Origin of the sequence: Hyalangium sp., assembly GCF_035629615.1 — a bacterium.
Lineage (GTDB): Bacteria > Myxococcota > Myxococcia > Myxococcales > Myxococcaceae > Hyalangium.
This window is the reverse complement of sequence record NZ_DASPHO010000874.1, coordinates 1-15,070: the sequence shown is the minus strand read 5'-3', so window position 1 is coordinate 15,070 and position 15,070 is coordinate 1. Positions and strand designations below refer to the sequence as shown.

Here is a 15,070-nt window from a genome sequence, read left to right as displayed (position 1 = left end):
CGCCCGAGCTGATCGATGAGGGCATGCGGCGGCTGGCCTCGGTGCTGGCGGCGCAGTAGCACCCAAGGTCCGCTCCTGCCCATGTCGGAGGCGCCGCGCGCGTCTCGAGCTGACCTGGGCAGCGCCCCGCTCTCCGGAGAGCTCAGCTGGCGGCGGCGTACCCGAGCCCGAGGAAGGCACGGGTCCGCTCGTGCCGCGGGTTCGCGAGCACCGCGCCCGGGGCCCCTTCCTCGATGATGTGCCCTCCGTGGAGCACCAATACCCGTACGGCGATGGCGTAGTAGCCCTCGCCCACGTCGCCCACCACGCGCAGCCCCTGGCGCGGCATGCCGTAGCGCTGGGCGATGATGTCGTCCATCAGCACCGCGTCCAGGCGGCCCTGCTCCAGATCGATGTACGGCTCCTGGACGCCCTCGTAAGGGACGGCCTGGGCCCCGCTGCGCAGCAGCAGCTCCCACGCCTGGGAGTTGGAGAGCGTTCCTACTCGGCGCGCGCGCAGCGACTCGAGCCCGGTGACGGAGGTGTCGTCCTGCCGCGCCATCAGCCGGAGGTTGAAGAGGTAGTAGGGGCGCGTGAAGAGCACCCGGCCGGCGCGCGCGGGGGTGATCTCCATGCCATTCAGGGCCACATCGAATGAGCCGCCACGCTCCAGCGTGGGGATCAGGCTGGACCAGTCGTTCTGGACGAGCTCAGCGCGCACACCCGGCTCACGGGCCAGGGCGTCGGCCAGCTCCACCTCGAAGCCCGGTATTGCCCCGGACGGTCTGGGTCCTCCATGGCATAGGGCTCACCGCCTTGCGCATCCGCGCCCCAGCGGAGCACCCCGTCCCGCTGCACGCGCTCGAGCCCTGAGCCCTCCTTCCCGCCACAGGACGTCACCCCGACCAGCGCCACCAGGGCCACGCAAGCATCGGAGAGAAAGGAAAAACGTGGGGGCCGAGGAGGAGGTTCGCCTGTCATGTCATGCAGGGGAGCAAGCCGCCCTACACATAAGGCAGAACGGCGCCCGCTTCCAGCATCGCTCCCCTCGCTGGCCGGGTGCGGCCCCCCCGAACCTGTCCAGTTGTATGACAGGTTTGCTCTGAGCTCAGCCGACAGGGAGGCCCCGCTGGGCTCGGTCCGCTCGAACCTGTCCGCTTGTATGACAGGTTTGCGCCAACCTCGGCCGACAGGGGCCCCCCGCCTGGGGCGCCGTCCGCTCAGACCTGTCTGCTTGTATGACAGGTTTGGGCCGACCTCGGCCGACAGAGGCCCCGCTTGAGGCTCCGTCCGCTCAAACCTGTCTGCTTGTATGACAGGTTTGCGCCGACCTCCGCCGAGGGAGTGCCCCCCTCAAGGCTGCGTCCGTTGGCTCCAGCCACCCACCGGACTTCAGCGACCCACAGCGCTCGGCGCCAGCGGCCGGAAGCGCACCACCAGGAAGGGCGGCTGGGTGGCGGCCTGGCCCTGGTTGAGCACAGCGTGGCGGTGGAGCTGGTTCACCGTGGCGTAGAAGTACCCATCGGGCCCGTAGCTCAGCCCATCCGGCCAGCTCAGCAGGGGATCCTTCACGGCCACACGGTAGCTGCCATCCGCAGACGTCACGCCGATGGCCCCCTCGCCCAGGTCGGTGACGTAGACGTTCCCCACGGAGTCGACGGAGATGCCGTCACTGACCGCCTTCTCCCCATAGCGGGAGACGCGCCTGCCCAGCTCCTCCGCCGAGAGAGCCGGATCCACCAGCTCGGACAGCTTCACCCGCCACACGGTGCGGCCGTTCATCGCGCCGAAGTAGACCCACTCGCCCGCGGGATCGAGCGCGATGGGGTTGAGTCCCAGCCGCGGCTCGACGGGACGACCCTGCGGATCGGAGACCGTGAGGGAGCGGCCCTCCACCACCATCGGAACCTCCTCCGGGTTGAGGCTCGGGTGACCCTGGAGGACCCGCCGGACCTCACCGCTCTTCAGGTCGACCACGATGAAGCCGGGCATGTTCTGGCCGATGAGATCTCCCCGGCCCATGTCGGCCAGGACGGCGGCCCCCCGGTCCGGGTCCACCACCAGATCCTGGATGAAGGAGTTGGGCACGGCGGCCGCGGTGAGGGGGTAGGTCCGGACGAGGCGCTCGTCGCGCGTGTCCCACGCCACCAGCTTCGCGCCCTCGCCACCGCCCTTGCCATTATCGAGCAGCCACAGCACGCCGTTCTTGTCGCACTCCACGCCGATGACGGTCTGCAGGCCCACCCCATCCGCACCGGGCGCCCTGGCCCACACCTCCGTGGGGTACGGGCGAGTGGCTCCGCCGGGCATCAGCTCCACGACTGCGACAGTGGGAGCACCAAAGGGGTGCTGGCTCAGGAAGACACGTCCCTGGGGGCAGATGGCAATGTTCCCTGGAGGGGCGTCCAGGCGCGCCACCACCTCCACACCCGAGTCGCGGCGCTCCAGCGCGGAGAACTGCTCCCGCATGGTGCCCTCAGGGGCAGCCTCACCCGAGCTCTTGCACCCGGCGAGCACCAGCTCCGCCGTCAGCACCAGGAGAATCGAGGTTCGCTTCATCATAGGGCATGGACCTCCAGGCCTTCAGCGCTGCCGGGCCAGCAGCGCGCCTGCTGTGGGGGGTACCAGGCGTGCCCACGCCCGTGTTCCGGTGTTGCTCCCGGTATCAAAAGCGCAGGTGTAGGTGTTAGCGAAGGTTGCTTCTCCTCTCAGAGAGAGACTAGGGGAGAAGGTGCACACCATGGCCACGCTCGCTCGCTACCCCCATCCCTTCCTCCCCACGACTCGCGCCGACATGCAGGCCCGAGGTTGGGAGCAGCTCGACATCATCATCGTCAGCGGGGACGCGTACGTGGACCACCCCGCGTTCGGGCCCGTGCTGATTGCCCGCTTCCTCGAGGGGCGAGGCTTCAAGGTGGGCATCATCGCCCAGCCCGACTGGCACTCGGCCGAGCCCTTCAAGGTGCTGGGCAAGCCGCGGCTCTTCTTCGGGGTGGCCGCCGGCAACCTGGATTCGATGCTCAACCGGCTCACTGCGCAGAAGAAGAACCGCTCGGAGGATCAGTACAGCCCCGGCGGGCAGACGAACTGCCGGCCGGATCGAGCCACCATCGTCTACGCCCAGCGCTGCCGCGAGGCGTACCCGGAGGTGCCCGTCGTCCTGGGAGGGATCGAGGCGTCGCTGCGGCGCATCGCCCACTACGACTACTGGAGCGACAAGGTGCGCCGCTCCATCCTCTTCGACGCCAAGGCGGACCTGCTCATCTTTGGCATGGGCGAGCGCCCGGTGTGGGAGGTGGCAGACAGGATGCGCCGGGGCGAGCGCATCGATCAGCTCCGGGACGTGCGCGGTACGGCGTACATCATCAACGACGCGGAGACGAAGGCGCACGAGGCGGATCCGGCGCGGCGGGCTGCCGATCGCAAGACGGTGGTGCTCCCCTCCTACGAGGAGGTGGTGGCGGACAAGCGCGCCTTCGCGGTGATGTCCCGGGACTTCCAGATGGAGACGAACCCGGGCAACGCGCGGCCCCAGGTGCAGCGCCATGGCAACCGGGCCATCTACATGAACCCGCCCGCGCGGCCGCTGGATGACGGGGTGGGCACCGGGGAGGGCTCGGTGGCCATGGATGAGATGTATGACCTGCCGTTCAATCGGGTCCCCCACCCCATGTACAAGGAGGGCATCCCCGCCTACGAGACGGTGAAGCACTCCATCGTGCTGATGCGGGGCTGCTTCGGCGGATGCACGTTCTGCTCCATCACCGAGCACGAGGGCCGCGTCATCCAGAGCCGCTCGGCGGAGAGCGTGCTGCGCGAGGTGCGTGCGCTGCGGCGGATGGGGGACTTCCGGGGGACGATCACGGATCTGGGTGGCCCCACGGCGAACATGTACAAGCTCAAGTGCAAGAGCGAGGCAATCGAGAGCAAGTGCCGCAAGCTGTCCTGCGTGCACCCGGGGGTGTGCGAGAACCTGCAGACGGACCACGGCCCGCTGATCGAGCTGATGCGCGAGGTGCGCCAGGAGGAGGGCGTGAAGCACGTCTTCATCGCCAGCGGGGTGCGGTACGACCTGGCCGAGCGCTCGCCCGAGTACGTGAAGGAGCTGGCGGCGCACCACGTGGGCGGACAGCTCTCGGTGGCGCCGGAGCACGTGTCGAAGCGGGTGCTGGAGAAGATGAAGAAGCCGGGCATCGAGAGCTTCGAGCGCTTCCAGACCCTGTTCGCCTGCGCGAGCGAGGAGGCGGGCAAGGAGCAGTACGACATTCCCTACTTCATCAGCGGGCACCCGGGCTCGATGCTGGAGGACATGGTGGAGCTGGCGCTGTGGCTGAAGAAGAACGGGAAGCGGCCGCGCCAGGTGCAGGACTTCATCCCCACCCCGATGGCGATGGCCACGGCCATGTACTACACAGGGATCGATCCGCTGAAGATGGAGCCGGTGTACACGGCGCGGGGACTGCGGGAGAAGAAGCTGCAGAAGGCGCTGCTGCTCTACTGGAACCCCGAGCACTGGCCGCTGGCGCGCGAGGCGTTGGAGCAGGCGGGGCGCAAGGATCTGATCGGCCGCGGGCCACAAGCGCTGGTGCCTCCTGAGAGCCCCGCCGAGGCCGATCGCCGCCGTCGGGCTGAGGATCGACGGGCGGAGTGAGCCAGGAGCTGCCATGCACGTCATCGTCCTGGGGTGTGGCGTCTCGGGGCTCTCATGCGGTATCCGGCTGCTCGAGGCCGGCCACACCGTGGAGATCCGGGCGCGCGAGCTGCCGCCCCACACCACCTCGGATGTGGCAGCGGCCGTCTGGGGCCCGTACCGGGCCTTCCCACAGGATCGGGTGACGGCCTGGGCCCGGCGCACGTTCAATGTGCTGTGTGAGCTGGCGGCACGCCCCGAGGCAGGGATCCAGGTGGTGCGCGGCGTGGAGCTCTTCAACGAGGCCCCCCCCGAGCCCTGGTGGGCGCCGTGCGTGCCCAGCCTGCGCGCGGCCACGGCCGAGGAGCTGGTACCGGGGTTCTCCCACGGCTACTCATTCGAGGCGCCGATCATCGAGATGCCGCGCTACCTACCGTTTCTCCAGGCTCGCTTCCGGGAGCGGGGCGGCCGCATCCTCCAGCGCGAAGTGCGCTCGCTGGACGAGGTATGGCGAGAGGCTCCCGTGGTGGTGAACTGCACGGGCCTGGGGGCACGCTCGCTGGTGGGGGATGACTCGCTCTTCCCTATCCGAGGCGAGGTGCTGCGCGTGGCCCCGCCCCCCGTAGCAGGCTTCATCGTCGACGAGAGCGAAGTCCGAGGGATCGGCTACGTCATCTCCCGCTCCGCGGACTGCATCTTGGGCGGGACGGCCGAGGACGGGAACGACTCGCTCGTGCCCGATCCAGCGAAGGGCGAGGCGATCCTCGAGCGCTGCCGGCGGCTGTTGCCCTCGGGAGCGCGGTTCCAGGTGCTGGAGCACAAGGTGGGCCTGAGGCCGGGCCGCCCCACCGTTCGCCTCGAAGAGGAGCGCGTGGGAGAGCACCGGGTCATCCACAACTACGGCCACGGCGGCGCGGGCGTCACCCTGTCCTGGGGCTGTGCCGAGGAAGTCGTGGCGCTCGTGGGCCCGGTGCACTGAAGAGTGGAACCGCACGCGGGCGGTCACATGTGACAGCCCGGCCCCCTGGGGACGTGACGAGACCTGTGACACTCGGAAGAACGGGCCACTAGGCTACAGCGAACGTTCTGAGAGGCATTGGCACCGCCATTGCTGATACATGGCTCGCGCGCTACGGGGCCCACGTGCTATGTGCGCCCTAATGAGTCAGGGGCCTGAAGATCCAAAGGATCCACCGGTTATCAGCCCTGAAGAGCGATCAGATCCAGTCCAGTACCCCTATGCCTATGCTGCAGCCGAGGCACGAGACGGCTCCACGCCCCCGCGTGCTCCAGGGGCCAAGCCCTTCGAGGAGCTGGTTGCCGAATACCGTGGCGTTCTGGAGAGGCGAGCCCGGCAGCTCTGCCGCGGGCACTTCGATCCCGATGATCTGGTGCAGGAGGTCCACGTGCGGGCGCTGCGTCACTATGGGACACTCCGCAACCACGCTCAGCCGCTCCCGTGGCTCCTCACGATCCTCAAGAGGACCTTCGTGGATCTCGTTCGGCAGCGCAGCAGCGAGCCGCTGAGAGCGTCGCTTGATGAAGTGGACGTACCGGAGCCGCCCCTCGAGCCTGCCCCCGTGTGGGGCACCATCACCGAGGAACAACTGCGCGCTGCCGTCGAGCGCCTTCCCGAGGACGTGCGAGACTGCTACCGCTTGCATGCGCTGGAGGGATGGGACTACGCGCTCATTGCCAAGACCCTGAAGATCCCCGGTGGGACCGTGGGAACACGCCTCTTGCGCGCGCGCAGGAAGCTCCGAGAACTGCTGCTGGCCCAGAGCCGGGGGAGCGAGCCTTGAGTGTCTGCGGAAGGGCAGATGAATATGTCGAAGGGCTGCTGTCCCCGAGTGAGGAGCAGGCGTTCCTCGCTCACCTGACGGGGTGCCCGCGCTGCCAGGAGGACCTGGAGACGGACACGCAGCTGCGCGCTGTCGAGGAGCGGGTGCGGAGCGCACGGGAAGTTCGCGTCCCCCGGCTGCGGCCCCAGCGGCGCAGAGTGCTCGTGGCAGCCCTCTCCGCGGCGGCAGCGGCGGCCATGGCCCTGGTGTACCTGGCCAGCCGCCCAGGAGATCCCCAGCATGCCCCCGCGCCACTCCTCGTGCTTGCCGAGCGGCGCGCGATCGAGGGCCGCCTCACGTACCCCGCGGCGGATCGTTATCGCCCGTACGACGTTGCTCGCGGAGAAACAGGCGCGGCCCGTGATGTCACGCCCCCCGAGCGGATCGCGGAGCTGTCGCAGCGCGGGGATTCTCGCGGTGTGGCGAGCGCATACCTCCTCGCCGGGGACTACAGGCACGCCGCAGAGTACCTGGAGCGCACCCCGCGCACTCCTGACGTGGACAGCGACCGCGCGCTCCTGAGCCTGCTCGACGGTCGCCTTGAAGACGCGCTGGTCATCCTGGACGACGTGCTCCGCCGTGTGCCGGATCACCGGCAAGCGCTCTGGAACCGGGGATTGGTCCTGCGCGAGCTGGGGCTGACCCTGGCCGCGGCCGAGTCCTTCGCTCGCGGGGCTCCCAGCGACCCTGAGTGGGGCCAGGAGGCCCAGGCACGCGCCAACAAACTCAGAGAGCAGAGCACCGAGCTGAGAGCCGCGTGGTGGGCGGCACGCCAGGCCGGCGACAAGATGATCGAAGGCGGGCCTCCGCTCCCACCGGAGGTGGCGCGCCGCTTCCCTGGGATGACGCGCGTCTTCTTTCAGCAGGCCCTGCGCCTGGCGCCGTCCCGAGAGCGGCTGGATGAGCTCGCCCTCCTCGCACAGGAGCTGGACCGCACCCACGGTAGCAACGAGCTCTCAGGGGCACTCTCACAGGCCCGCTCATGGCCGCTCGAGGCCCGTCGCCCGCTCTTGGCAGACTACCTGGACTTTGTCCGCCATCGAAGCAGGCTCGACGATGCGGGGTGGCGGCGCTGGATCGAGCAGGCCCGGAGGGCGGGCGCCGACGATCTCATCCTGGGCGCGATCGTTCACACGAGGCGCACGGAGAAACATCTGGACGAGCTCCGTCGCACGGCCAAGGCGGACGGCTCGCTCTGGATCGACCTGTACGCGCGCACCGAGGAGGCAAAGGCGCTGCTCCGCACCGGCGAGAGTGCCCGAGGCGAGCGACTCCTCTATGACCTCTTCGAGCAGTGCGATGCCAGGCGCGTTCCGTACCGCTGCATGATGCTCGAGATCGAGCTGCTGAAGCTGCATCTGTCGGCTCACCGGCTCCAGCCAGCGCGGGTTCATGCCGAGGCAGCGCTCAAGCGAGCACGCAGTGAGAACGAGTGGGGGAACATGTCATGGCTCGCCGGGCAGCTCGGCGAGATCGAACGGCTGCGAGGCAGCTTTGCCCAAGCCCGGGCCTACTATGAGGAGGCAATCCTTGGGGGCTCGGCGGAGCACTGCGAGACAGACCGCGATACCCGGCTGAGTCTGGCCGCGCTGTACGTCAAGGAGGGGCGCCCCGAGGATGCGAGGAGAGAGGCGGCGGCGGCCCCCACGTGCTCCTCCCCCCTGTCGTTGACCGGGCTCATCGTCCACCTCGATCTGCACAGAATGGGGCTGCCCGTTCTCTCCGAGAAGGCGCTTCGCCACGAGAGCGAAGGACTGCGCCACCGACGCGATGTCGCGAAGGGAGCGCGGCTCTACGCGGACTGGGCCGAGGCGCGGCTCGACATGGACCGCAACCCTGCACGCGGCGAACAACTTCTCCGCGCCGTCATTCAGGAGGCTGCGCGCCTTCCCGAGGATGTAACGGCGGCGAAGGTGCGCTCCTACGCGTACACCATGCTCCTGGTGGACGCTGCGCGACGAGGGGCGTTTGACCGCATGGCGCCCCTCCTGGTCGAGGAGCTGGGAGACGGAGAGCCTCCCGGCGCGTGCATGGTTGCCATTGCGCGCGACGACCTGCGGCTGGCGGTGGCGGTCCGCGGTCCCTCAGGCGATCTGGCCGGGGACTACGCGGAGCGTTTCCCCATCGGGACAGGTGCTCCCCTCCTCTCTCCCCGGCTCCTGGAGCTGCTGGCGGGCTGTCCTGTGATCCGCGTGCTGGCGCAGCCTCCCCTCACCGGCACGCCCCGCCTGCTGCCACCGGAGTGGGCCTGGAGCTACGACGTTGTCCCGAGCGCTCGGATGCCGGAGGCCTCAGGGACGGCGCGGCGTGTGATCGTGACCGGGGCCAAGGCTCCCCAAGAGCTCAAGCTCCCCCCGCTCGCGGACTGGGAGCTCCCCGAGGGTTCGCGTGGCCCCCAGGTCACAAGCCTGCACGGGGACGAGGCGAATCCCAGGCGCGTCCTCACGGAGCTCACGGACGCAACCGAGCTGCAGTTCCATGTCCACGCCCTCTCCGACACGAGCCTCTCGGACGCGCCCGTGCTCGCGCTCTCGCCGGATGGGGATGGGAAGTGGGCGCTCACGGCGGAAGCGATCCGCGCCCACCCGCTCCGGCGCCACCCGCTCGTCCTGCTGGCGGACTGTCGCGCCGGCCAGCTGGCGAATCGAGTGCACGAGGCGTGGGGACTCCCTACAGCGTTCCTCAGAGCCGGTGCCAGCGCGGTGGTGGCTTCACCGGAGGATGTCCCGGATCTCGAGGCGGTGCGCTTCTTCGATGCGGTCCTGGCCCACATTCGCAGGGGCGAATCCCCCGTGTCCGCCGTTGCAGCTGAGCGGCGCGCATGGCTCGAACGCGAGCCCGAGAGCTGGGTCGCCGACGTCCTCGTCTTTGAATGATCCGCGGAACCTGGGAGGAGCGCACTTCACTCCTTGAACAGGTTGACCGCGACGAGCGTGGTCTGCCCCGCACTCACCTGGATGCTCCGGGTCACTGTCTTGCCAAGCTCGGCGTTGACGACCTTCACGGTGTAGAGGCCCGCGGGCGCCTCAATCGGAGTGAGCGGCGTCTCTCCGAGCCTGTTCCCATCGAGGAAGATGGTGGCATAGGGCCGGACCCGAAACTCAACGGCGCCCTTTCCCACCACGGAAGGCTGGCCGGAGAGGACCTCCATGGGAGTGGGCCTCCCCGCGGGAGCAGGCAGCTCCGGCGCCCGGCGGGAGTTCATCCTCCAGACCAGAAGCCCACATCCCAGAATGAAGAGAGCCAGGAGTGGGAGCACCGCACCTGTGCGGGCCCAGCGCAGCTTCTCTTGGCCCTTGGAGGTGGACCCGCCCGGCGGGGACCTGGGGAGGGGTTCGCCGCTTCCGCTGGAGACCTGGGCGATGAACCGGGCCACCTGGTGAACTGCCACGGGCTTGCCTTGCGAGAGGATGAAGTCCTCCAGCGCCGCCTGAAAGCGGGGGCAGTCCGGGTAGCGACGCTCGCGATCCTTGGCAAGCGCCACTTCGAGGATCTCCTGCATGGCCTTGGGTAGATCGGGCCGACGCTTCACTGCGGGCACCAGGGGCTCGAAGAGGATGGCCCGCATGAGACTGGCCTCCGTCGGCGCGTTGAACGGCTTTGAGCCCGTGAGCAGCTCGTAGAGGACTGTACCCAGCGCATACACATCCGCACGCCGATCCAGAACCTGGGCACGCACCTGCTCAGGAGACATGTACGGCAGCTTGCCTTTGATGATGCCCGTCTTCGTCCGGTGGCGTTGCCCCGCTGCCTTGGCGAGACCAAAGTCCACGACCTTCAGGGCCCCTTGCCGCGACAAGAGGATGTTGTCTGGACTGAGGTCGCGGTGGATAAGCCCCAGCGGCTGGCCTGTCTCCGGGTCGGCGAAATCATGCGCGAAGGACAGCCCCTCGCACGCGCTGGCGACCAGCCGTGCACACAGTGCGGGCGGCGGGGCCAGGCCCCTCGCGTGGGCGCGCTGAATGAGCACGTGCAGGCTAGGCCCGTCGATGTGCTCCATGGCGAGGAAGTACTGGCCATGGGACTCGCCGAACTCGAAGATCTGGACGATGTGGGGGTGGCTGAGCTGGGCCGCCAGCGTGGCTTCAGAGAGAAACATCTCGACGAAGCCAGGCTCCCCTACGAGATGCGGGAGGATGCGCTTGAGCACCAGCGTCTTCTTGAGCCCCATGGGCCATTCGGCCTTGGCCAGAAAGACCTCCGCCATTCCGCCTGTCGCGAGCTTCCGGACCAACTGATATCGACCGACTTGTTCACCCAAGACGTGTCTCTCTCCGATGAGGACAACCACTCCGAAGTTCAGCACCTCTTGCAGGCTCAAGCACATGGGCTGTGCTCAATCCGGATGGGAATCATGTACCACTGAAGTGGTACAGCCCTGGTTCTGTTTTCACTTCCATGATTGAAGCAGGCCAGGAGGACTCTGCCTGTCACATTCAAAAAAGAATTCCAGGTGCCGTGAAGATCCGCCGCGTGCTCCGTCTGCTTCAGTGCAGTGCAAAGCGAGACACAGGGAGAGCACATGAAGGGTCTGATACCTCGATTCCGAATTTTTCCGGCTGTGGGGACTCACAAAGACGTGCCACGGCCCATCCATCAAGGGCCGGAGCCCCGTGGCACTCCGGCGCAAAGTGACTCACCCCCGCAGACGAACTCCATCGAGGTGGGCGGCGACACCAAACCGCCGGGCCCGTCGGGGCTCCGCGACGGTTTCGAATCCTGACCCAGGCCTGCCAGCCGGGTGAACCTATCCATCCCATCCCTCTGTCATCTCGCTCGAGGTAGGCGCGACTGACGGGGGCGTGGACTGACACGAGGCATCCATGCACCACGTGGGACCATCATCCTGGAGCCGTTGGAGCGCCCTGACAGGGCTGAGCGTGCTTCTTCTCCACCTGTCCGCAGCGGCTCAAGGCCAGAGGCTGGCGAAAGCCTATATCCAGGAGGCACGCAACCAGTATGAAGACCTTGAGTACGAGCGCGCACTGGTGGAGCTTCACAGCGCCCAGCAGCGTGCCCGTACGCAGGAAGAGCTCGTCTTCATTTATCTCTTCAAGGGCATCCTCCTTGGTGAGCTGGGGAGGAAGGCAGAAGCCTCCGCGGCCTTCAAGGAGGCTCTGCTCTTGCGGCCGGGGGCCCCGCTTCCGCTAGAGGTGTCTCCCAAGATCCGACAGCAGTTCGAGGCCGTAGATGCGGCACTGACTGTCGCGAAGCCTCCATCCCGCCAGAAAGCGCCAACAGCGGCGACTCCGCCCAGTCCTATGCCAGCCGGCGCTGTGACCACCAAGACCCCTTCTACGCAGGAACCGCGCCAGGCAGAGACGCCAACTGCACCGCCCTCGATCTCGGTGGTGGTGACACCGGAGGTTGTGGTGAACAACTCGCCACACATCCAGCAAGATACATCGCTCACGGTGGAGGCAACCCCTGGCGTAAGTGCTGCAGGGGTCTACGGAAAGGGAGCACTCAGCACTCGCGTGCTCGTCCCTGCCAGCGCTGGAGGAGCACTGATGATCACGGGCGGGATTTTCTGGGGCCTCGCCAAGAAGGAGTACTCGCGGCTGGAATCGGCCGATCCGAGCCTCGCGACGCTCTCGGACGTGAAGAGGAGTGCCTCACACGGAAGCACCTATCAGAAAGTGGGGTTTAGCCTCATGGGCGCCGGCCTCGTGGGGCTGGGTCTGGCTGTGGGCTTGTATGGAATGGGCGAGCCGGACTCGCCCATTGAGTTCGGCGTGGGGACGAACGGCACGCTGGCTGTCTTCCATGGAAGGTGGCGGTGATGACCTGGCTTCAGCGCTTGCTGCTGGTGGGTGCTCTGCTGTGCTGGGCGTCTGGGTGCATGGACTTCGCGGAGGCTGAGAAGAAGCTCTGTCAGCGCAACCCGTCGAGCTGCGGCATCGATATCGCTCCGCCCCCCCCGGACCCTCCGGACCCTCCGGACCAACCAGACCCTCCAACAAATACAGCTCCAGTCATCACGCAAAGCTCGCAGTCCGCCACCCAGGTGCTGAACTCTGATCCTGTCATATTCGATGTCACAGCACAGGATGCGGAGACGAGCCAGCTCACGTTCACGTGGGAGGCCAGTGCCGACACGCTCGGGAGCCCATCGAGCACAGGAACCACCAGCACCGTGTCGTGGACACCTCCCTCATGTGTGCCAGGGGATTCCACAGTCACAGTGACTGTCACGGTCCGTGATGACGGCGCGCTCACTGTCTCCAAGTCCTTTGCTTTCACCGCCAATCCCTGCCCGCCTCCGACTATCACGACCGGTGGCAATCACTCGCTGGCTCTGCGTGGTGATGGCACCGTCTGGACCTGGGGCGATAACAGCAAGGGCCAACTGGGGGAGGGCCCCATGGGCCTACTGGGCGCTGGACCGATTCCCCCCCGCCATACTCCCGCGCAAGTCCCTGGGCTGACCATCGTCACTGCCATGGCCGCTGGTAACGCCCACTCGCTGGCTCTGCAGGGTGACGGCACCGTCTGGTCTTGGGGCTATAACGATTCCGGCCAGCTGGGCGATGGAACGACGACTACTCGCCACTCCCCCTTGCAAGTGCCAGGGTTGACCAACGTCACTACCCTTGCTGCTGGCTCCCAGCATTCACTGGCGCTGCACAGTGATGGCACCGTCTGGAGCTGGGGCGACAACGAATACGGCCAACTGGGCGATGGAACGTGGATCAACCGCTCCCTCCCCGTGCAAGTGCCTGGGTTAACCAGCATCACTGCTATATCCGCAGGCGCTTCTCACTCAGTGGCGCTGCGCAGCGATGGCACCGTCTGGGCTTGGGGCCGCAGCTTAGGTGGCCAATTGGGCGATAGCCACGCCACCCCCACTCAGACATCAGGATTGACCAACATTATCGCCATTACCGCAGGCGCCTCTCACTCAGTGGCGCTGCGCAGCGATGGCACCGTCTGGGCTTGGGGCGACAACGATTACGGCCAACTGGGCGATGGAACGACTACGGGCCACTTTAAACCCGGGCAAGTGTCAGGGCTGACCAGCGTCACTGCCATCAGCGCAGGTGGCGCCCACTCGATGGCGCTACACAGCGATGGCACCGTCTGGGTCTGGGGCAACAATGATCAAGGGCAACTGGGCGATGGAACGACAGACCCTCGCCTCACCCCCGTGCAGATGCCAGGGCTGACCAGTGTCACCGTCATGGCCGCAGGTGGCAACAGTTCACTCGCGCTGCGCAGCGATGGCACCCTGTGGACGTGGGGTGCCAACGACTACGGCCAACTTGGCAATGGACTCCCCCTCTACCGCACTACCGCTACCGACGTGTCTGGGCTCAACAACGTCACCGCGATGGCTGCAAGCCACTCCCAGTCGCTGGCACTCCGTGGTGATCGCACCGTCTGGGCTTGGGGCAACAATGACAATGGCCAACTGGGCGATGGAACGACAGACCCTCGCCTCACCCCCGTGCAGGTGGCTGGGCTGACCAGCATCACTGCCATCGCCGCAGGTATGACCCACTCGATGGCACTCCGAAATGATGGCACCGCCTGGGCTTGGGGCGCCAACGGTTTCTACGGCATGCTGGGCGATGGGACAACTGCCCAGCGCCTCACTCCGGTGCAGGTTACTGGGTTGACCAGCGTCACCGCCATTGCTGCAGGCGATTCCCACTCGCTGGCACTCCGTGGTGATGGCACCGTCTGGGCTTGGGGCGGCAACGAACACGGCCAACTGGGCAATGGAACGACCAATGGCTACCGGACACCTATACAAGTGTCAGGGCTGACCAGCGTCATCGCCATCAAGGCAGGCTTCAACTACTCGTTGGCACTCCGAAATGATGGCACCGCCTGGGCTTGGGGCTACAACTTCTACGGCCAACTGGGCGATGGAACGACTACGAACCGCTGGACACCAGTGCAAGTATCAGGGCTGACCAGCGTCACCGCCATTGCCGCAGGCAACTTTCGCTCGCTGGCACTCCGAAGCGATGGCACCGCCTGGGCTTGGGGCTACAACTCCCACGGACAACTGGGGGATGGAACGACCACCCAGCGAAACACCCCGGTGCAGGTGACTGGACTGACCCACGTCACAGCCATGACTGCGGGCAAATTCCAGTCGCTGGCGCTGCGCAGCAATGGCACCGTCTGGGCCTGGGGTGGCAACGAGTATGGGCAGCTCGGCGATGGGACGATGACGGATAGCCTCACGCCCGTGCAGGTGCCTGGGCTGGACAGCATCACCGCTCTGGCCGGAGGTACCTCCCACTCGCTGGCGCTCCGCAGTGATGCCACCGTCCGAGCTTGGGGCAACAACTCTGAAGGCCAACTGGGCGACGGGACTGGACCCTACCAGCCCTTCCCGATGCAGGCTCTCCTTCCACCCCACCTCCTACGAGTGCAGGGCTCCATACACCGCCAGGGCCAGCTCACGCGGGAGGGTGTCCCGTGGACGCATCGGTCCAAGAAATTCAGGGTGCCGTGAAGATTCGCCGCGCCCTCCGTCTTCTCCCGTGCCTGGTCCCTGGATGCCCCAGGGTCTCGACAGCCCCACGGGAGGTGCGATGGAGGTGTACCCGGATCCACTCCTGAAGACACTCATCGGCCAGTACCGCATCACGCGGGAGCTGGCTCG

Annotated in this window: 9 protein-coding genes and 1 pseudogene; 6 read left to right on the top strand and 4 right to left on the bottom strand. The window is 67.0% G+C overall.

All coding sequences use genetic code 11. The annotated features are described in order from the left end of the window. Positions 1 to 142 precede the first annotated feature (142 nt). Together VD972_RS43760 and VD972_RS43755 are read right to left on the bottom strand one after the other, a co-directional pair. Positions 143 to 736, bottom strand: coding sequence for an ABC transporter substrate-binding protein (locus VD972_RS43760; protein WP_324995778.1), 594 nt, complete (start codon positions 734 to 736; stop codon positions 143 to 145). Between the two features lie 635 nt (positions 737 to 1,371). Further along, positions 1,372 to 2,541, bottom strand: coding sequence for an L-dopachrome tautomerase-related protein (locus VD972_RS43755; protein ID WP_324995776.1), 1,170 nt, complete (start codon positions 2,539 to 2,541; stop codon positions 1,372 to 1,374). Positions 2,542 to 2,719: 178 nt separating this feature from the next. On the opposite strand from VD972_RS43755, the gene VD972_RS43750 reads away from it, so the two are divergent. The 4 genes from VD972_RS43750 (at position 2,720) to VD972_RS43735 (ending at position 9,326) form a co-directional block, all read left to right on the top strand. Beyond that, on the top strand, positions 2,720 to 4,630 hold the full coding sequence (locus tag VD972_RS43750; RefSeq protein ID WP_324995774.1) for a YgiQ family radical SAM protein: 1,911 nt from the start codon (positions 2,720 to 2,722) through the stop codon (positions 4,628 to 4,630). A gap of 13 nt (positions 4,631 to 4,643) precedes the next feature. Beyond that, positions 4,644 to 5,588: an FAD-dependent oxidoreductase gene (locus VD972_RS43745; RefSeq protein WP_324995772.1), complete on the top strand. Its 945-nt coding sequence runs from the start codon at positions 4,644 to 4,646 to the stop codon at positions 5,586 to 5,588. 139 nt (positions 5,589 to 5,727) lie between these two features. Beyond that, a complete protein-coding gene (locus tag VD972_RS43740; protein ID WP_324995770.1) occupies positions 5,728 to 6,411 on the top strand; it encodes an RNA polymerase sigma factor in 684 nt (227 codons plus the stop codon). Next, positions 6,408 to 9,326: a CHAT domain-containing protein gene (locus tag VD972_RS43735; protein WP_324995768.1), complete on the top strand. Its 2,919-nt coding sequence runs from the start codon at positions 6,408 to 6,410 to the stop codon at positions 9,324 to 9,326. Before VD972_RS43740 ends, VD972_RS43735 begins: the two co-directional genes overlap by 4 nt. A 26-nt stretch (positions 9,327 to 9,352) precedes the next feature. Here VD972_RS43735 and VD972_RS43730 read toward each other — a convergent pair whose 3' ends face one another. Both VD972_RS43730 and VD972_RS43725 read right to left on the bottom strand, forming a co-directional pair. Then, a complete protein-coding gene (locus VD972_RS43730) occupies positions 9,353 to 9,601 on the bottom strand; it encodes a PEGA domain-containing protein (RefSeq protein WP_324995780.1) in 249 nt (82 codons plus the stop codon). Between the two features lie 153 nt (positions 9,602 to 9,754). Continuing rightward, a pseudogene (locus VD972_RS43725) lies at positions 9,755 to 10,711 on the bottom strand (serine/threonine protein kinase); the annotation flags it as partial. Between the two features lie 562 nt (positions 10,712 to 11,273). On the opposite strand from VD972_RS43725, the gene VD972_RS43720 reads away from it, so the two are divergent. Together VD972_RS43720 and VD972_RS43715 are read left to right on the top strand one after the other, a co-directional pair. Further along, positions 11,274 to 12,233: a hypothetical protein gene (locus tag VD972_RS43720; protein ID WP_324995766.1), complete on the top strand. Its 960-nt coding sequence runs from the start codon at positions 11,274 to 11,276 to the stop codon at positions 12,231 to 12,233. Further along, positions 12,233 to 14,920 carry an RCC1 repeat-containing protein gene (locus VD972_RS43715; protein WP_414654236.1) on the top strand — a complete coding sequence of 896 codons (2,688 nt, stop codon included), beginning with the start codon at positions 12,233 to 12,235 and terminating at the stop codon, positions 14,918 to 14,920. The genes VD972_RS43720 and VD972_RS43715 overlap by 1 nt, the downstream gene beginning before the upstream one ends. Positions 14,921 to 15,070: the final 150 nt, after the last annotated feature.

Excerpts from the sequence above, each read along its gene's own strand:
- VD972_RS43715 (WP_414654236.1), top strand. The coding sequence starts at position 12,233 with ATGACCTGGCTTCAGCGCTTGCTGCTGGTGGGTGCTCTGCTGTGCTGG.
- VD972_RS43745 (WP_324995772.1), top strand. The coding sequence starts at position 4,644 with ATGCACGTCATCGTCCTGGGGTGTGGCGTCTCGGGGCTCTCATGCGGT.
- VD972_RS43750 (WP_324995774.1), top strand. The coding sequence starts at position 2,720 with ATGGCCACGCTCGCTCGCTACCCCCATCCCTTCCTCCCCACGACTCGC.
- VD972_RS43740 (WP_324995770.1), top strand. The coding sequence starts at position 5,728 with ATGGCTCGCGCGCTACGGGGCCCACGTGCTATGTGCGCCCTAATGAGT.
- VD972_RS43755 (WP_324995776.1), bottom strand. The coding sequence starts at position 2,541 with ATGATGAAGCGAACCTCGATTCTCCTGGTGCTGACGGCGGAGCTGGTG.
- VD972_RS43720 (WP_324995766.1), top strand. The coding sequence starts at position 11,274 with ATGCACCACGTGGGACCATCATCCTGGAGCCGTTGGAGCGCCCTGACA.
- VD972_RS43730 (WP_324995780.1), bottom strand. The coding sequence starts at position 9,601 with ATGGAGGTCCTCTCCGGCCAGCCTTCCGTGGTGGGAAAGGGCGCCGTT.